The following is an 18524-nucleotide window of genomic DNA, read 5'->3' on the forward strand; positions in this document are numbered from 1 at the left end:
TTATCTTAGAATATGACTTGTTTTTTATTTTATTGATAATCGTGAATCAGATGTGCCATTTTATTGAGAAATATATAATGCAGTGAATAGTAAAGAACCGGTTTTCTTAAAGATACTAATAAAAACTAAAGAAATTGATAAGATTTTTATATCCTGTTGGAGTCCATTTTTTGAATTTTTAAAGTCCTCTTCTTAAATCTTAAAAATGGTTACTGCTCCATAATCTTCTCATTGCACAAAATGAATGATTTCTTCACAACTCTGTAACGTTGTGGTTGTAACAGAAATTAAAGTAAGCGCAATAATTATGAAAAGATTCATAACTGTTAAGGGATATCAATAAACCACTTAGATTAGTTCTCTTTAACTAAACAGCGATGAGGAAAACCATAATTCCATTTCCTATTAAATGAAGATCATTAAAAACCGAATCAACAAAGTTGATTCGGTTTTTAATGTCAGTTCGAGCGAGAGTCGATAACGGTTACGAACACTGAATTTTATACTAGCAGTTGTCGCATCTATTGCAGAAATTCAGATGTTCGAGTTCGATTATTCCATATACTCCTCCATAGGAGCACAAGTACACATCAAATTACGGTCTCCATAAGCATCGTCTGCACGACGTACGGTAGGCCAGAATTTATTGTCAGATACATATTCTAGAGGATATGCCGCTTGACTTCTTGTGTATGGAAAATCCCATTCGTCTGCAGTGATCATTTGTAAGGTATGCGGACTGTTCTTAAGAAGGTTGTTGGGCTCGTCTACAGAAGTTGCATCAATCTCTTTTTTAATGGAAATCATCGCATCACAAAAACGATCCATTTCTTCTTTAGATTCCGACTCTGTAGGCTCAATCATCATCGTTCCCGCTACAGGGAAAGATACAGTAGGAGCGTGGAAGCCATAATCCATCAACCGTTTTGCAATATCTACAACTTCAATACCGTGGTCTTTAAATGGGCGACAGTCGATGATCATTTCGTGAGCAGCACGACCTTTTTCACCTACATATAAACAAGCATAACTACCTTCTAGACGTTCCTTGATATAGTTAGCATTTACAATTGCATATTCTGTAGATCGTTTTAAACCTTCAGCTCCCAACATACAGATGTAACCATAAGAGATCAAACAGGCTAGTGCACTACCGAAAGGCGCTGCACTAATAGGTGTGATTGCTTGAGCACCACCTGTAGGTATGATAGGGTTAGTAGGTAAGAATGGAACCAGTTGCGGTGCGACACATATAGGTCCTACACCAGGACCTCCACCGCCATGAGGGATGGCAAAAGTTTTGTGTAAATTCAAGTGACAAACGTCTGCACCAATATTTCCAGGATTGGTCAATCCCACTTGTGCATTCATATTAGCCCCATCCATATACACCTGACCACCATTTTCATGGATGAGTCCTGTAATTTCTTTAATGGCACTTTCATAAACTCCATGAGTAGATGGATAAGTCACCATCAACGCACTTAAATTGTCTTTGTATTTTTCTGCTTTTTCACGTAAGTCATCTACATCGATGTTTCCGTTTTCTAGCGCCTTAGTCACTACGACTTTCATTCCTGCCATTACGGCACTCGCTGGATTTGTTCCATGAGCACTAGACGGAATCAAACAGATATTTCTATGATCGTCACCTCGTGATATATGATAGGCACGTATGGTCATTAAACCTGCAAACTCTCCTTGCGCACCAGAATTAGGTTGTAGGGAAGTGCCTGCAAAACCAGTTGCTTCATTTAATTGCAATTCCAGTTTCTTCAACATGTGCTGATAACCTTCAGCTTGATCTAGTGGTACAAATGGGTGGATATTTCCCCATTGCGGATTTGAAAGAGGCAACATTTCGGCTGCAGCGTTCAATTTCATCGTACAAGAACCCAACGCAATCATCGAGTGATTTAAGGCTAAATCTTTACGTTCTAATTTTTTGATGTAACGCATTAACTCTGTTTCAGAATGATAGGAGTTGAATACCTCATAGGTCAAGAATTCTGTTTGACGTCCTGTTCCTAAATACGTTTTCTCTAATAATTTTGTAATTGGAGAGAAGTCTTTGTTGACCGCTTTCGCGAAAGCGGAAACAATATCATTCAAGTCTGCCATAGAAGTAGTTTCATTTAAAGAAACTTGAACCGTATCGGCATCAGGATAATAGAAATTGATTTCTAGCTTTAAGGCCTCTTTTTGAACCGCTGCTGCATCTACTTTAAAACTCAAGGTGTCAAAGAAATTAGCATTGGTTTGATAAATACCTAGTTTTTCAACGGCATCTGCAAGAGTAGCTGTTTGAGCGTGCAGTTTTGTTGCGATAAACTTCAAGCCACGTGGCCCGTGATATACTCCGTACATACCAGCCATTACAGCAAGTAATACTTGTGCAGTACAAATATTTGACGTGGCTTTATCTCTTTTAATGTGTTGTTCACGCGTTTGAAGCGCCATTCTTAAGGCACGTTTTCCATCAGTATCTTTAGTGACCCCTATGATACGTCCTGGAATTTGTCTTTTAAATTCTTCACGTGTTGCAAAGTAAGCTGCGTGCGGTCCACCATAACCTAGTGGAATACCAAAACGCTGTGTGGTTCCTACCACTACATCTGCTCCCCAATGTCCTGGAGCTTCTAGCAATACCAATGAAAGTATATCAGCAGCTACTGCTATACGGATATTATTTTCTTGGCAATTTTTAGCGAAAGCGGTATAATCCACTACATTTCCACTTGCACCAGGATATTGTAATAGAATCGCATAATAGCCATCTTTAACATTTATTTCCTGAGGGTTTCCTTCAACCAACTCAATTCCTAGAGGAATTGCGCGAGTTTTCAAAAGCTCCTTGGTTTGTGGTAACGTATCTTGATCTACAAAGAATTTTACCAGGTCATCTTTTTTCTGAGCGCGGTCACGAACAGCGAAAAGTAAGGTCATCGCCTCAGCTGCAGCCGTAGACTCATCTAATAGTGAAGCATTAGACAATTCCATACCAGTAAGGTCTGATATCATGGTTTGGTAATTCAATAAAGCCTCTAGACGTCCTTGAGCAATTTCTGCCTGATACGGGGTATAAGCGGTATACCAACCTGGATTTTCTAAAATATTTCTTTGGATAACGGCCGGTGTAATTGGAGCGTGATACCCAAGACCTATATAGGATCTAAATTGTTTGTTTTTACTACCTAATTTATTAATATGGCTCAGGAATTCATATTCACTCATCGCAGGATCTAATTTTAGATCTTGTTGAAGGCGTATGTTTGCTGGGACAGTTTCATAAACTAATTGGTCAATAGATTCTACACCTATTGTTTCAAGCATGGAGGCAAGGTCCTCCTCTCGAGGTCCGATATGTCTGAGGGCAAAACGATCTGTATTCATAGTACTTATATGGTCTATAGTTAAGATATTAAATTCTAACAGAATTCTTTGCAAAAGTAGTCGTTTAAGCTGGCCTAACTAACAAGAGTTAGTTGCTAAATAAATGATTTTTCAACGCTTTTTGCTTAGTTATTAACTATCAGGTTTACATTTGCCTCATGAAGTGGTTCCAAACCCTATTAGACTTTTATATCAGGAGCAGTTTTCATGTGGCTTTTTGTTTTGTGGCGCTATTTCTAGTATTTCATTTTCAGAACCTGTCAAAGTTAGATGATGCTATACTGCTTCTTATTTTTTGTGGAGTGGTGATAGGCTATAACATTATAAAATATGCAGTGCTGCTTTTGGAACAAAAAGAATTCCGTTTTAAAAAAGCGGTGATCACCATTACAACAATAGCAAGTGGTATCGCGGCTTATTTAATCGTAACAGACAGTCTGTGGACTGCTGCGATGGTTGCTTTGGCTAGTGCTTTTTCAATCTTTTATGCATTTCCATTGATCAGACAGCACAACTTAAGGCAAGTTCCTATTTTTAAATTGGCTCTGGTAGCTAGTTCATGGATCATCATTATTTGTTTTCTTCCTTTAAAATCAGTTTATGCAGATTTTGAGTATTTGATTGATCCCTTGGCTTTTTCTATTACAGATTCCATACCATGGCTTTATGCTATAGATATTGTTCAATTATTCTTATTGATCATCGCACTATGTATTCCTTTTGAAATTAGGGATTTGCAATATGATGCTCCTCAGCTTAAAACACTTCCACAACTGATAGGAATCACTCGCACTAAATTATTAGGTATTGCCTTGTGTGCAGTCTACTTGTTAATGGAGTTTATACCCTTTGGTTTTGCAACAACTATTACGGCGATAAGCTCGTACTGTATAGTGCCTTTTATAGCACTATCCATTTGGTTTTCAGATGTATTTAAATCTGATTACTACGCGAGTTTCTTTGTGGAGGCAATTCCAGTATTATGGTTAGGTTTGTTGCTCTTTTTAACTGGAACATACGCCTAATAACAGAAGAAATCTGCAATAATCAAGAGGAGAATTTAAAAGTGATTTACTCAAGTTAACAACTACTTGGTCATGGCTTCAACAAGACATTTCTTTATAGATTGTTTTTGAGCTATGGTCAAAGCAACCCATTTCAGACTTTTTAGTTTGCGTTGGAAACGTTGGTTGTTTTTGTGAAAAGAGCGACAACCTATACAGTGACCTCTGTGTAGTTGATGACGGAAGGCTTCCTTGGGGTTAAGGTCGCCGTATTGTTCTCGTGTACTTAATATACTTGCTTGATCGCAATTGATAAAGAATCTACTCATTAGATTAACTATTCTTGTGCCATTTATTATTGAGGCATTCCATAAGCTGGACTCGAGCCCTGTGAATGATCACCCAAAGATTGGACGCCGTGATATTATGTTCCTTACATATTGTTTCGGTTTCCAAATTATCAATGGTTTTTTGGACAAAGATAGTGGCATATCGCTCTGGTAAACAAGCAATACATTCTTCGAGAACATCACTTAATTCTTTTTGTTCAATCATGTCCTCTACGTTGGGATTGCGCAGGTCTGCGGCTTTTTCTTCCATCCAGTCCCCTTCTTGATCACTATTGGTAAGATAGCTCATACGCACTTCAGCCTTACCTTTATTGGAATTGATCTTGCGGTAATAATCGATTATTTTACGTTTGAGAATAGAGATTAACCAAGTGCGCTCTGTAGAATTTCCTTTAAATCGGTGCGCACTTTTCAAACCAGCTAGAAAAGTCTCTGAGACCAAGTCTTGAGCCATAATAGGGTCATTAACTCTACTTATGGTAAAGTTAAAAAGGTAATCACCGTAGCGATCTACCCATTTTTCTGGTATTAATTTAACTTCTGGCAATTGTTTTTCTATTTCTTTCCGCACTTTTAACGGAATCTATTTCAACTTTTATCATTTCCTTGTTCGGTACTATTTTCTTATTGGGAACAGTACTTCCTGTTTCTAAGAATATAGGTTGTTTCAGACGTTTGTTTTATAACAGCAACAGGTATCGTTTCATTGATTACTTCTGCCTGTCCTTAAGCCACTAATCCTGCTCTTTTTAATAATGCATCTATCTTAGGTTTGCTTCCGCGAAAGCGGGTATACAACAACATCGGGTCTTCTGTTCCACCTTTAGAGAGTATGTTGTCTCTAAATTTCTTGGCTGTTACTCGGTCAAAAATTCCCTTTTCTTGAAATACTTCAAAAGCATCTGCATCGAGCACCTCTGCCCATTTATAACTGTAATATCCTGCACTGTACCCTCCTTGAAAAATATGTGCAAAAGAAGTACTCATGCAACTGCTTGCCACATCTGGATATACATCTGTTTGATCAAATATTTTTCTTTCATGAGCTTTTACATCTGTAATTCCTGTAGGATCAATTCCGTGCCAGCTCATATCCATCATTCCAAAAGAAAGTTGTCTCAATGTTTGTAACCCTTCTTGAAAGTTTGCCGCAGCTTTGATTTTCTCTATATAGGTGGAAGGTATCACTTCGTCGGTCTCGTAATGTCTTGCAAAAATTTCTAGGGCCTCTTTTTCATAACACCAGTTCTCTAAAATTTGACTAGGTAATTCCACAAAATCCCAAAACACTGATGTTCCTGATAGGCTTCTGTACTTGGTATCTGCTAGCATCCCGTGAAGCGCATGGCCAAATTCATGAAAGAGAGTGGTTACTTCATTAAAAGTAAGTAGGGACGGCTTAGTAGCTGTAGGTTTTGTAAAATTACATACGTTAGAGATATGTGGTCTTATGTTGTGACCATTTTCATCATACCACTGGCTTTTATAAGAAGTCATCCAAGCACCATTGCGTTTTCCCTTACGAGGGAAAAAGTCGGCATAGAAGATAGAGTTCCATGTGTTATCCTCATTTTTAACCACATAAGTCAAAACATCTGGGTGGTATTTTTCTATTTCGGTCGTCTCTTCAAAACTCAATCCGTACAAACGACTGGCGATTTCAAAAACACCATTGATCACATTCTCTAATTTGAAATATGGTTTTAACAACTCATCGTCCAAGTCAAAAAGACGTTGCTTTAACTTTTCTGAATAATAAGCAGCATCCCATTTCTCTAATTTGGTAATAGCTTCTGAGGTTTCTGATTGATTGGAAATAGAGATGGCAAAATTAGTCAACTCATCAAATTCTCTTTGTGCAGCAGGTTTGGCTTTTTCAAGGATCTCTTGCGAAAAGCTATTCACCATTTCAGGTGTTTTTGCCATTCGTTCTTCCAAAACAAAATGTGCATGGGTTTTGTACCCTAATAACTGTGCTCTTTCAAAGCGAAGTTGTGCAATCTTTAAAACATTTTGTTGGTTGTCATACTCGTCTTTATAGGCTTTGGACCCAAAAGCCTTTGAAAGCTCTTCTCTTAATTTCCTGTCGTCCACATAAGTCATAAAAGGAATGTAGCTGGGATAATCTAAGGTAAACAGATAGCCTTCTTTACCCTTTTCTTTTGCCGCTTCGGCAGCTGCTTCTTTTGCGCTTTCTGGTAAGCCCAGCAACCTAGAGTCATCTTCTAGATGTAGTTCATAAGCATTAGTAGCTGCAAGAACACGCTCTCCAAAATCTAAAGACAACTGCGAAAGCTCGTTGTCTATTTCTCTTAAACGTTTCTTTTGATCTTCCGTAAGATTGGCTCCATTACGGGAAAAACGTTTGTACTCTTTGTCCAATAATGTTTTTTGTTCCTCTGTTAAATCTAAAGAAGCTTTATTTTCATAAACCTCTTTTACTCTTTTAAAAAGGGCTACATTAAGGATGACATCATTAGCAAATTCAGATAATTTTGGACTTACCTCACGAGCAATTTTTTGAATTTCATCATTGGTTTCTGCACTGTTGAGGTTAAAAAAGATACTAGAAATACGACCTAATAATTCTCCAGCGCTGTCTAGAGCTTCTATAGTATTTTCAAAGGTAGGTTCTAAGGTATTCTCAGTGATGGCATTGATTTCTTTTTTTGCAAGCTGTATCGCTTTCGCAAAAGCAGCTTCATAATGCACTTCCTTTATCAAAGAAAAAGGTGCGGTATCATGAAAAGTATTAAACTTTTGCAACAGGGGATTATCTTCAATGCTCATAGGACCGTAAAGGTAAAGTTCAATAATCAATTGTTCCTCACAATTTTGTTAAACTTTTGACCTTGAAGATTAAACAAATCAGTTAAAGGAAGAAATAACCGAAACCAAAAAAGCACAGCATCATAATGCTGTGAATGATACCTAAGTAGTTGCGGTTCTTTTGAGTAAATTGTCTATTGATAATGATAGACATTAAAAAATGAATGCCACCGGCGGTTAGAAATTGCCATTTTTCTGGATGTCGCTGCATCACCGCATAGCACAACCAAAATAAGGTTGCTGCTATGACAATAATAGAGGCGAATTGGTAGGTTTTAGACATTCTTTTGCATTTCTGCAGCAGCTTGAATGACCTTATCTTTAAGGTGTAGTTTATAAGAAATGATTCTAGATCTCACATCCTCTTGTGTTGCACCTATAATTTGCGCTGCAAGAATTCCTGCATTTTTTGCTCCATTTAAAGCAACGGTAGCAACAGGAACGCCACCTGGCATTTGTAAAATAGAGAGAATACTATCCCAGCCATCTATAGAGTTGCTTGATTTTATTGGTACACCAATTATCGGTAGTGGTGAGAGGCTCGCTATCATCCCAGGTAAATGAGCTGCACCACCAGCCCCTGCTATAATTACAGCAATACCATTTTCATGGGCTGTTTTACCAAATTCAAACATCTTTTCTGGTGTGCGGTGAGCACTAACCACATCTACTTGAATTTCTATATCTAGTTCTTTAAGAACATCTATGGCTTCTTGCATCACGGGAAGATCGCTAGTAGACCCCATGATAATAGCTACTTTTTTATTCATAGGGTAAAACTACGAACAAAAACAAAAATAAAAGTAAAATGAAAAGTAAAAGTAATATTTATGGTAAAAGGAACCCAAGAATCAAATCTAATAATCATTATAGTTGACGGTCTGAAGCTCGCTGTTTGGTATCTGTATTTCAGTTTGTAGCATTCTTTTTAATGAGCGGTTGAAATGCCGCTTTTTCTGGTTTATGAAAGCTTAATGCCTAAAAATTAGCTTAATTATTTGGTCATCGTCATGAGGTAATACTTAACAGAATTACAACATCTTATAGCGGTAATACTCCTTAATTTTACCGCAAATAAAAATAGCGATGATCAAATTCATAAGCCTTACATTACTTGCTTTACTAACTGTTTCTTGTGGAAATACTTCAAAAGAAGTAGCGTTAAATTCTTCTAATGAAGAGCTGCAGCAAGAAAAAATATATCCAATCTCTAAAACGGCTGCAGAGTGGAAGGAACTCTTGAGTGCCCAAGAATATCAGGTGTTAAGAGAAGCAGGAACGGAACGACCAAACACGAGTCCGCTTAATAAACAGTACGCTCCAGGCACTCTGATATGTGGAGCTTGTTTTGCACCTGTTTATGAAAATGAAAACAAATTTGATTCAGGTACAGGGTGGCCTAGTTATGATAGAGCCATTGAAGGACAAGTAGAGCGCGATGTAGATTATAAGATAGGGTATGCGCGTACCGAATTAAAATGCAGTACTTGTGGCAGTCATTTAGGACATGAATTTAATGATGGTCCAAGAAAGACAACAGGTAAGCGTCATTGCATTAATGGTGTGGCATTAGACTTTGTTCCTAAAGGAGAAGCGCTACCAGCCTTAAGAAAATAGTTGCTGTATGACGTAAGATTTAAGAAAAGCTCCTGATTTAGTTAAGGAGCTTTATTTTTGTTTCGCTTTCGCGAAAGCAGAATAAATATTAATCACATGAATTAAATACCACCCAATGACAGAAAAAGAATATCAAGAAAAACTCACTCCAGACCAATACTACATTCTGAGAGAAAAAGGAACCGAACGACCTTTTACCGGAGAGTACAACACACATTATGACAAAGGAGTTTATAGCTGTGCTGCTTGTGGTAATGAACTTTTTAAATCAGAACAAAAATTTGATTCTGGTTGTGGATGGCCTTCATTTGATGATGAAATAGAAGGGGCCATCGAGCGCAAGAGAGATTCCACTCTCGGTATGATACGAACAGAAATTATGTGTTCCAATTGTGGGAGCCATTTAGGACATGTCTTTAACGACGGACCTACACCGACTGGAATCAGGCATTGTGTGAATAGTTTGAGCTTGGATTTTAAGAAAGAGGATTAGTTTAGAGTTTCAGTTTACAGTCTCAGTTTGAAGTTTGCAGTCTGACAGAATATGTTTTATAAGCGGTAGTGAAATGGGCTTGTCGTCCTGAAAAATTGCGCTAAAACTTCAAAAAATAGGTAGGAGTAACTTCTAGATATATTGAGCAATACTGATTACTATAGCAAAATTTCAAAAAGCTAAGACTGCCTACTCACCTGCCGAATGAAATTCGGTAGGAACCTGCCTACTGCCTACTGAAAAACTGCGACTACGATTGCGACTGCCTACTGCCTACTGAAAAACTGCGACTGCGGCTGCAAACTGGGACTGAAAACTAACTATTCCACTCCGGCAAATCTTCCATCCAGACTTTTAACTTCGTCTTTTTTTGGATGATGCGCATATGGTTAGCATCTTCCTGCGTCACTAAAGAAATGGCTGTACCCGGATTTTCTGCACGACCAGTTCTTCCTATACGGTGAATGTAATCTTTAGGAGATCGAGGCAATTCATAATTGATCACATAAGGAAGGAATTCAATGTCTATACCACGAGAAAGTAAGTCGGTAGTGACCAGGCATCGCACCGCAGTTTCGGCGCTGTTTTTAAAGTCGGCTAGATTGGTATTTCTAACTCCTTGTGCTTTTTTACCGTGAATGGCTTTTGATTTGATGCCATTGGTATTGAGCTTGTCATTGACATGCTCTACTTGATAGGTAGAGGAACAAAAAATCAACACTTGCTGCATATCATGCTTTTGAATCAAGTGTCTTAAGAGCACTCCTTTTTTCTCTTCGGTAACTCTATAGCCCAATTGTTTGATCAACGAGTAGTCTTGTTCTTCCTCTTCAATTTCAATAACTACCGGGTCATTTAAAAGCCCTTCTTCAATATTTTTAACTTCGCGACTTAAAGTAGCCGAGAATAATAAGTTTTGTTTCTTTCTAGGCAAATGATACAGTACGGCATCCATTTCTTCCTTGAATCCCATGGAGAGCATTTTATCAGCCTCATCCAGTACCAAAATCTTACAGTCTTTGAGTACCACGGCATTTGCCTCTATCAATTCAATCAATCTTCCTGGAGTCGCGACAAGTACATCCACCGTATTCATTTTCATCATTTGCGGATTGATGCTCACACCACCGTAAACAGGCATGGTGATCAACGGCTTGTCTAATGCTTTGGAAAACGTTTTTATCACATCGCTTACTTGCACCGCAAGCTCACGAGTAGGCACCATGACTAGCGCACTAATATGTCTGTTTTTAGATTCAATTCCTTTGAGGTTTTGAAGTAAAGGAAGCGCATAACTGGCTGTTTTTCCAGAACCAGTTTTGGCAATTCCCAATACGTCTTTGCCTTCCAAAATAACAGGAATAGCCTGTTCTTGTATTGGAGTAGGTTTAAGTAATTGTTGATCGTTAAGGGACTTTAAGAGTGCAGGATCGAGTCCTAATTTTTCAAATGACATAAAGGATGGTTTCGATTTACAAAGGTAAAGTATTCAGATGGTAATCTATTTGAACTCGATCAACTGTTCTCGTTTTGTAGGGAGTAAATTAAACATTTGGAACTATCGCAATCTCTTTATTTTAAGGATGATGCAGCGATGCATTACCACAGAGGGGATAAGGACAATGGATCTCTTTATTATCTTGTTGGAACGAGCTTTTCAAATCATTATACAAACAGAGGTCTTAAGAGGTCATGGTGGTAAGGTGGCACGCCAAGATCTAGCAGGCCCTTAGGAGGTATTCTACCAGCTTTATGTTTCAAGTAATCATCGACTCGGTTCTGTTGGATTCCATACCTATTTACGGGTGCGTAGCCATTCTATTATGTGACAGTTATCATAGAAAAGAGGACAGCTTCCTTAGTCACCAGGTGATTAAATAATTACGCCCGAGGTTGTTGCATTTTTTCTACCATTTTAAGCAATACTTTTTTAGGAGTAAGGGGTATGGCAGCGAGCATGGCTTTTTGAGAAAAGCTAAGTCCTGCCTTCACATTCATATCACCATTGATCATGGCTGTATAACCTGTTTGTGCTACATCTTCTGAAGTGGCTGTTTGATCAAAAAGGGAGGTTTGATCCATTCCAGAAGTTTTGCCAAAACCAGTAGCCGTTGCACCAGGCATGAGGTTAGTTACGGTTATATTTGTTTCAGATAATTCTTGCGCGATGGCATTACTTAGTGAGGAGACGTACGCCTTGCTAGCAAAATAGACGGCTTGCATAGGTCCAGGCATCAAACTAGCTGTGGAAGAAACATTCAATATTTTTCCTTCATTTCTTTTTACAAAATCCGGAATGAACAAACGGCACAAATGTGTGAGTGCCATAATATTGAGAAGTATCATCTGTTGATCGGTTTCCCAGTTGCGCTTATAAAACTTACCTATTCCACCAAAACCTGCGTTATTGATGAGGTAATCCACTTGAATACCCGTAGCTTTTACTTCATCATAAAGTTCTTGAGTTGCATGAGGAGCTGTCAAATCTTTAACAATCACATGAACTCGAATTTGATGGGCAGATTCTAAATCTAGTTGAAGCTGTCGCAGCGCATCACCGCTTCTGGCAACAATGATTAAATCGCCACCTTTTGAAGCGTGTATTTTTGCAAGATCTTTACCTATACCACTGCTGGCGCCTGTTATTAATGCTGTATTCATCTGGTTTTTATAAAAATTAATAAAGTTACAATACGGAGGTGAAACTGCTTCAATGTTTGTTTTAAGATGAACAATTCATCAACGTTTCACCATTATATATAAAGTCGAGCAAGGTAATCATAATGCACTCCTTTTTGAACCATTTCGATTTTAAATCCGGCTTGAGTCGCATAGGTTTCTAAGAGCTTGTAATCCATATACAACCAGTCAAAGGGCTCTGATTCCATTCCTTTATAATGTAGAGAAAAGCTCACTTCGCCATAATATTCTTTGCTGGAATCTACCCATAGACCACCATCTTCTTCGTCTTCATATAGAAATCTCAAATCAGAACTGTCGATTAGAATCTGTCCGTTTTTATGAAGTAGTTTTTTGAGTAATTCCAAGCATAACGGAACACGATCTAGCTTTTCAAAAATTCCAGTTCCATTCATTAGTAGTAGAATGGTATCATAGCTTCCTTTATGGTTCCAAATGTTTTCATGTAGCACTTTGGAACCAGGTTGTTGAAGTCGTTCCTTTAGTACTTGAATAGCTCCGGAACTTTGATCCAGAGCGGTAACTTGCAAACCTGTTACTTCCAGATATAGGGAATGTGATCCAGAACCAGCACCTACGTCCAGTACAGCTCCTTTAGATAGTTCGAGTGCTTTTTTTTCGATGACAGGCATTTGTTTATAATCCCTAAAAAGATAGGGTAGTGGCAGAACATCATCTTCCATGCTATCGCTAAGAACGCCGATGTCTTCTGTATAATTTCCTTGATGAAAATCTAATAATGCAGTACCAAATAGGTCAGTGTGAATATCCACGGTTTATATTTAAAGGTAAAATTAAGGTATTTGAATAGGATATGAGATCTGTTAGAAGTAATAAAGATGCTTGATAAAACAAATTAGTCGGTAGGTCTAGACGGGTATCCCATTAAGAAAAATTTACTATTGAGCCATCTTTGTAGCTTGACGATACGTCTTAGATGGACTAATATGTTACTGCCAGCTTGTCATAAATTAGGAATTGGTACAAGCCTTGAAATACTAGAGTAGTTATAAATAAAATCGCTTTCGCGAAAGCGGAACAATTAAAAATTTAAATAGAACAGGAAATAATTATGGCACAAGAAGGAAAAATTAATGTTGCGGTGGAGAATATTTTCCCACTCATTAAGAAGTTTTTGTACAGCGATCACGAGATTTTTCTTAGAGAACTCGTTTCAAATGCTACAGATGCAACACTTAAATTACAACACCTAGTGAGAATTGGTGAGGCAACTGTTGAATTGGGGGATCAACAAATAGAAATTAAGATTGATAAAGAAGCCAAAACGCTTCATATTATCGATCAAGGTTTAGGAATGTCTGAAGAAGAAGTTCAGAAGTACATCAATGAAGTGGCTTTTTCTGGAGCTGAAGAATTTCTGGAGAAATATAAGGATACAGCAAAGGATAGTGGTATCATTGGTCATTTTGGTCTAGGATTCTATTCTGCTTTTATGGTAGCGAGTCAGGTAGAGATTCTTACAAAATCGTATAAAGATACACCAGCAGTACATTGGACTTGTGATGGTTCTCCTAATTATACGATTGAGCCAGGAAATAAAGAAAATTTTGGAACAGAAATCATCCTTCATATTTCTGAAGAGGATACGGAGTTTTTAGACGAAAACCGCATCAAGGAACTTCTTAATAAATACAACAAGTTCATGCCGGTGCCTATTAAATTTGGTACCAGGACAAAAACATTAGAAAAGCCAGAAGGAGCAAAAGAAGAAGATCCTGCGCCTACTCAAGAGGTTGATAACATCATCAACAACCCTTCTCCAGCATGGACCAAGCAACCTACAGACTTAGAAGATGCAGATTATAAAAGCTTCTATCGAGAGTTGTATCCTATGCAATTTGAAGAGCCTTTATTTCACATTCATTTAAATGTGGATTATCCGTTTAATCTAACAGGAATTTTATATTTCCCTAAGATGACTCAGGACCTTAATGTACAAAAGGATCGCATACAGTTGTATCAAAATCAAGTGTATGTCACTGATAATGTAGAAGGGATTGTACCCGAATTCTTAACCATGTTACGTGGCGTGATTGATTCTCCAGATATTCCATTAAACGTATCTCGTTCTTACTTACAGGCAGATGGAGCGGTGAAGAAAATTTCCAGTTACATTACTCGTAAGGTAGCCGATAAACTTAAAAGTCTTTTTAATGAGGACCGTAAAGCATTTGAAGAAAAATGGAACGATATCAAAATCGTTATTGAGTATGGAATGTTGAGCGAAGACAAATTTTTTGACAAAGCTGACAAATTTGCACTTTATCCTACCGTAGATGGGTCTTATTTCTTATGGGAGGAACTATTAGAAAAAATCAAGCCTACGCAGACAGATAAAGACGGTCGGACAGTGGTTCTTTATGCATCCAATAAAGAAACCCAACACTCTTACATTGCTGCAGCAAAAAATAAAGACTACGAAGTGCTTTTATTAGACTCTCCTATTGTATCACATTTGATGCAAAAACTAGAATCTTCTAAAGAGAAAGTTTCATTTGTAAGAGTAGATGCTGAGCATGCAGATAATTTAATCAAGAAAGAGGAAGAGCAGATTTCAAAACTTACTGACGAGGAAAAAGAAACGCTACAAAAAACAATCACCGAGACCATTGCAGATTCTGGATATACCGTTCAAGTGGAAGCGATGAGTAGTGATGCAGCGCCATTTATGATTACCCAACCAGAATTTATGCGTCGCATGAAGGAGATGCAAGCTACTGGTGGTGGAGGTATGATGGGCTTTGGTACTATGCCAGACATGTACAACCTTGTGGTAAATGGGAATAACGACTTGGTTCAATCTATTTTCAATGAAAAGGATAAAACAAAGCAAGCTGGATTGATCCAACAAGGAGTAGATCTTGCTAAGTTATCACAAGGCCTTTTAAAAGGAGAAAAGTTAACAGAATTTGTAAACCGCAGTTATGGTTTGATCAAATAAATTGATCCCAATTTTATAGGAAGAGCATGTTGAACGACATGCTCTTTTTTTTTGCCTGTATCCCCCAAATTGATCAAGGGGTGCAGGAGTTGTGGCTGTTGAAAAGGCACTACTCGTTTATAGGAGCTCCTCTTTTAGGAGCTGATGCTTGAAATAGAGGCTCAAGGAAAGCTGCTTGTTTTCTAGCCACCAGAAAGGTCACTGCTTTCAAAAGCTCCAGCATCAGGGGAAGTACCTCTTGTTGTTCCAGAGATATCTTGTAGGGTGGAAGTAGCAGGATTTGCAATAGCATTTGCACCACCTGTGTTGTCGATACGCAGTTGAAAAGCAGCTACATTTTCAAATAAAGGATCTGCGTTGAGAACACACTGCTCGTAAAGACTTGAGTTGCTAAAGTCGTAATTAGGAATCCCACTAAAACTATTAGAGAAATCATTAAAACGGATCAATGAGTTTTCAAACTTGAAATTAAAAGCAGAAACCCCATCGTCTAAGAGAGCCAACTCCATATTACGGTCACCGTATATGATACAATTGGTAAAGGTTGCAGCGGTTACATCTTCTGTAAGACTCGTATTAGGAATGATATTAGAAACCAATAGGCTAGGGTCTTGTCTAAAGCTAGTATTCCAGTAATTAGAGATCGTACAGTTGTTAAAATTGTAATCTCCACCTAAACGCGCAACCACAGTAGATTGTCCAGAATTGTGAAATATAGAATTGGTTGCTTCTATGGAAGCAGTGGTTCCTACTAGAGCTGAGTTAGCGCTGTTTAAAATCTTAGAGTTGTTTATTTTTAAAGTCGCTCCATTAGAAGTAGGATTATTATTATCCATAATAATTCCCACACTGGCATTTTTTATAGTGGCATAATTGATCTCATGGTTTTTACTGCCACTGGTAAGCCATATAGCAGCCCACTGTCCAGCAACATCTTCGTAAAGAGGTTCTAATCGGTCTCCTTCAAAAATCACTTCGTTTTCTAAATCTTCTGTTGTAGAAAGAGTACCATTCACCTTGAGTGTTCCCTCATTTGCTATTATCATGCCGCTTCTGGAGTGGAAATGTATTCTTGCGCCAGCATCAATGTGAAGTGTTTTATTAGAAGCTACTCCTGCAAATCCATAGATCACATAGGGTTTTTCATTGGTAAAATTAAGTTGATCGTCATCGAGGAAAAAACCAGAAATACGTATGTCATTTCCTTCTTCATCCATTCCTAAAAGCAATGTTTCTTCTATACCTTGTGCATCTCGTTCAGGAAAGAGGAAAACAGCATCTTGTATTAAGGTAACCAATGCTACTTTTTGGAGGTTGGCGCCAGAGTCAAATTCAATCGCATCTTCATACAGAAACTCTGTGTTGGTGCTAAAGTCCATAATATCTACCGTTGTTTCTACAAAAACAAACATGGAATCTTTAGCTAATAGTTCTACATTTTCAAATACCTGTCCGGGCACACCATCAACAGAGATTCGGTATTTGGAATTAGTTCCCTGTGCTAATGCTACTCTAGGAATAACAATATCATCACTACTGCGATTGTACACTTTAAAAGTTCGTGTACTCGATCCTATGGTAGAAAAAACAGTGTCTAAATAGACCGTATCCTGAGAAAACTCTAAACTGCCTGTACTAGAGGTGAATTCAAAATCATTTCTACAAGAAGAAAGGATTACCAAAGTAATAAAGAAAAGAAGTACAGTAACTATATATTTCATCTGGTTTCAAATAGATCTTTTAATTCTTGAGATATTTTAATAGGCTTTCCATTCTTATCTATGGCGCACCAATCCGAGGTGGTCTTGGCAAGTAAATCCATGGTGTTTTCATTGTAAATTTCAATAAAACGCTCATAACGCACGTTTGTTGCTCTTCCTACTTGGGTTTTGATCAAAATTTTGTCACCCAACACAGCCGATTTCTTATAGGTAATACAGTGCTTAAGCATTACCCATCCAAATCTTTCCAGTATTTTTGTAGTAGCGACTTGAAGCCAGTGTTCACTAGCTATTTGTGCTGCCCATTGCACGTATACGACATTATTGACATGGTCTAGGTCATCGATCTCATCAGGAGTTACAACACGTCTTTTTTCAAAAATGGGTAAATTAGGATCAATCACTACTTTATAATTTCTATTTCAAACATTTTAGGCCATCTTTTCCCAGTGATAAAAAGTCGGTCATTCTTCTTATCATAAGCAATACCATTCAACACGTTATCCTTTTCAGAATAATTAGGAACTTCGTCTTTTAAGGTATTTAAATTGATCGCAGCTTCTACCAAGCCGTTAGTAGGATTGATAATCATGATCAAATTAGTGGTGTATACATTGGCATATATTTTACCATCTATCCATTCCAGTTCATTGATTTTGGAAACGACGCGGTCGTTAGAAACCACTTCTATATACCCCAACTCTTCATAGGTATTGGGATCAATTTTCCATATTTTAGAACTTCCATCACTTTTATAAAGATAGGTACCGTCATTAGTAAGTCCCCAACCTTCTTGACTTTGATTGTATTTAAAGTCGTCTATTTTATTAAGATCAAGATCGTACACATAACCCATCTTACTTTGCCATGTCAGCTGGTATACTTTATCCTTGAGAATAGTCATTCCTTCAGCAAACTGGCTGTCTGGAAGACTTACCTTCTTTATGGTTTCTCCAGTGGTTACATCGGTAATTCTGATATCGCTTTCTTTGTATTGCCCTGTACTTTCGTATAAAGAATCTCCATAGAATTCCAGTCCCTGCGTGTAGGCTAAGGTATCATGTACGTAGGTATTCAGGATGTTGTAATTGTAAATCGTTGCTTTTTGAGTTGGCATTCTCTTGATTTGTGTGGCCACTGTTGTATTCATACCGTTTCTGTAAACGGTAGCTTTAAAAGTTAGGTTACCATAAGGTTGATTTTTTAGCTTTCGCGAAAGCGTGCTTCCATCAGCCCCAGCTATAAGAGCAGCATTTTGGGTCCATAAGACACTATCGATACCTATAGACATGCTATCTAACAAAGAAATTTGCACGGTATCTTCGTCACTCCAATTTAATTTTGAATTGGTAATCTCAAGTTCGTAATTGTCTTTAAAAACTTCTATATCTGTTTTACAAGATGATAATGAGAGTGTTATAACTATCATTAAAACAAAATAGTTCAATTTCATAA

Annotated in this window: 17 protein-coding genes; 5 read left to right on the forward strand and 12 right to left on the reverse strand. The window is 37.8% G+C overall.

All coding sequences use genetic code 11. The features are described 5' to 3' along the window. Positions 1 to 552 precede the first annotated feature (552 nt). Positions 553 to 3393: an aminomethyl-transferring glycine dehydrogenase gene (gene gcvP / locus KG732_RS08950; RefSeq protein ID WP_213523185.1), complete on the reverse strand. Its 2841-nt coding sequence runs from the start codon at positions 3391 to 3393 to the stop codon at positions 553 to 555. A 158-nt stretch (positions 3394 to 3551) separates the two neighbouring features. Between gcvP and KG732_RS08955 the strand changes: the two genes are divergently transcribed. Then, on the forward strand, positions 3552 to 4418 hold the full coding sequence (locus KG732_RS08955) for a hypothetical protein (protein WP_213522703.1): 867 nt from the start codon (positions 3552 to 3554) through the stop codon (positions 4416 to 4418). Between the two features lie 62 nt (positions 4419 to 4480). Here the strand turns inward: KG732_RS08955 and KG732_RS08960 are convergent, their stop codons facing one another. From KG732_RS08960 to purE, 5 genes are all read right to left on the reverse strand, one after another. Beyond that, positions 4481 to 4726: a hypothetical protein gene (locus KG732_RS08960; protein ID WP_213522706.1), complete on the reverse strand. Its 246-nt coding sequence runs from the start codon at positions 4724 to 4726 to the stop codon at positions 4481 to 4483. Between the two features lie 4 nt (positions 4727 to 4730). After that, the gene (locus KG732_RS08965; RefSeq protein ID WP_213523187.1) at positions 4731 to 5294 is read right to left on the reverse strand and encodes a sigma-70 family RNA polymerase sigma factor; all 564 of its coding nucleotides are present in this window, start codon (positions 5292 to 5294) and stop codon (positions 4731 to 4733) included. A gap of 179 nt (positions 5295 to 5473) precedes the next feature. Further along, complete coding sequence (locus KG732_RS08970; protein WP_213523189.1) at positions 5474 to 7537, reverse strand: M3 family metallopeptidase; 2064 nt, start codon at positions 7535 to 7537, stop codon at positions 5474 to 5476. 82 nt (positions 7538 to 7619) lie between these two features. Beyond that, a complete protein-coding gene (locus tag KG732_RS08975) occupies positions 7620 to 7859 on the reverse strand; it encodes a hypothetical protein (protein WP_213522708.1) in 240 nt (79 codons plus the stop codon). Further along, positions 7852 to 8346, reverse strand: coding sequence for a 5-(carboxyamino)imidazole ribonucleotide mutase (gene purE / locus KG732_RS08980; RefSeq protein WP_300980406.1), 495 nt, complete (start codon positions 8344 to 8346; stop codon positions 7852 to 7854). The genes KG732_RS08975 and purE overlap by 8 nt, the downstream gene beginning before the upstream one ends. A gap of 316 nt (positions 8347 to 8662) precedes the next feature. Here purE and msrB (KG732_RS08985) point away from each other — a divergent pair, with 316 nt between their 5' ends. Then, positions 8663 to 9193 (forward strand): peptide-methionine (R)-S-oxide reductase MsrB, encoded by a 531-nt coding sequence (gene msrB / locus KG732_RS08985; RefSeq protein ID WP_213522710.1) that lies wholly within the window; start codon positions 8663 to 8665, stop codon positions 9191 to 9193. A gap of 115 nt (positions 9194 to 9308) precedes the next feature. Then, positions 9309 to 9686 (forward strand): peptide-methionine (R)-S-oxide reductase MsrB, encoded by a 378-nt coding sequence (msrB, locus tag KG732_RS08990; protein ID WP_213522712.1) that lies wholly within the window; start codon positions 9309 to 9311, stop codon positions 9684 to 9686. Between the two features lie 316 nt (positions 9687 to 10002). Here the strand turns inward: msrB (KG732_RS08990) and KG732_RS08995 are convergent, their stop codons facing one another. Beyond that, positions 10003 to 11142: a DEAD/DEAH box helicase gene (locus KG732_RS08995; protein ID WP_213522714.1), complete on the reverse strand. Its 1140-nt coding sequence runs from the start codon at positions 11140 to 11142 to the stop codon at positions 10003 to 10005. 37 nt (positions 11143 to 11179) lie between these two features. Between KG732_RS08995 and KG732_RS09000 the strand changes: the two genes are divergently transcribed. Beyond that, positions 11180 to 11419, forward strand: a complete 240-nt coding sequence (locus KG732_RS09000) for a hypothetical protein (protein ID WP_213522716.1) — start codon at positions 11180 to 11182, stop codon at positions 11417 to 11419. Positions 11420 to 11567: 148 nt separating this feature from the next. On the opposite strand, the gene KG732_RS09005 is transcribed toward KG732_RS09000, so the two are convergent. Both KG732_RS09005 and KG732_RS09010 read right to left on the reverse strand, forming a co-directional pair. Continuing rightward, positions 11568 to 12347 carry an SDR family oxidoreductase gene (locus tag KG732_RS09005; RefSeq protein WP_213522718.1) on the reverse strand — a complete coding sequence of 260 codons (780 nt, stop codon included), beginning with the start codon at positions 12345 to 12347 and terminating at the stop codon, positions 11568 to 11570. 92 nt (positions 12348 to 12439) lie between these two features. Beyond that, complete coding sequence (locus KG732_RS09010) at positions 12440 to 13159, reverse strand: bifunctional 2-polyprenyl-6-hydroxyphenol methylase/3-demethylubiquinol 3-O-methyltransferase UbiG (RefSeq protein ID WP_292889415.1); 720 nt, start codon at positions 13157 to 13159, stop codon at positions 12440 to 12442. Between the two features lie 299 nt (positions 13160 to 13458). On the opposite strand from KG732_RS09010, the gene htpG reads away from it, so the two are divergent. After that, complete coding sequence (gene htpG, locus KG732_RS09015) at positions 13459 to 15348, forward strand: molecular chaperone HtpG (RefSeq protein WP_213522720.1); 1890 nt, start codon at positions 13459 to 13461, stop codon at positions 15346 to 15348. A 182-nt stretch (positions 15349 to 15530) separates the two neighbouring features. Here htpG and KG732_RS09020 read toward each other — a convergent pair whose 3' ends face one another. Genes KG732_RS09020 through KG732_RS09030 form a run of 3 tightly spaced genes read right to left on the reverse strand, consistent with a single transcriptional unit; the run spans position 15531 to position 18522 of the window. After that, positions 15531 to 17069 (reverse strand): hypothetical protein, encoded by a 1539-nt coding sequence (locus tag KG732_RS09020; RefSeq protein ID WP_213522722.1) that lies wholly within the window; start codon positions 17067 to 17069, stop codon positions 15531 to 15533. Next, on the reverse strand, positions 17066 to 17473 hold the full coding sequence (locus KG732_RS09025) for a thioesterase family protein (RefSeq protein ID WP_213522724.1): 408 nt from the start codon (positions 17471 to 17473) through the stop codon (positions 17066 to 17068). Before KG732_RS09025 ends, KG732_RS09020 begins: the two co-directional genes overlap by 4 nt. Then, entirely contained in the window at positions 17473 to 18522 is a 1050-nt protein-coding gene (locus KG732_RS09030; protein ID WP_213522726.1) for a glutaminyl-peptide cyclotransferase, read from the reverse strand. The genes KG732_RS09025 and KG732_RS09030 overlap by 1 nt, the downstream gene beginning before the upstream one ends. Between the last annotated feature and the right edge of the window lie 2 nt (positions 18523 to 18524).

Origin of the sequence: Nonlabens sp., from assembly GCF_018401815.1 — a bacterium.
Classification (GTDB): domain Bacteria; phylum Bacteroidota; class Bacteroidia; order Flavobacteriales; family Flavobacteriaceae; genus Nonlabens.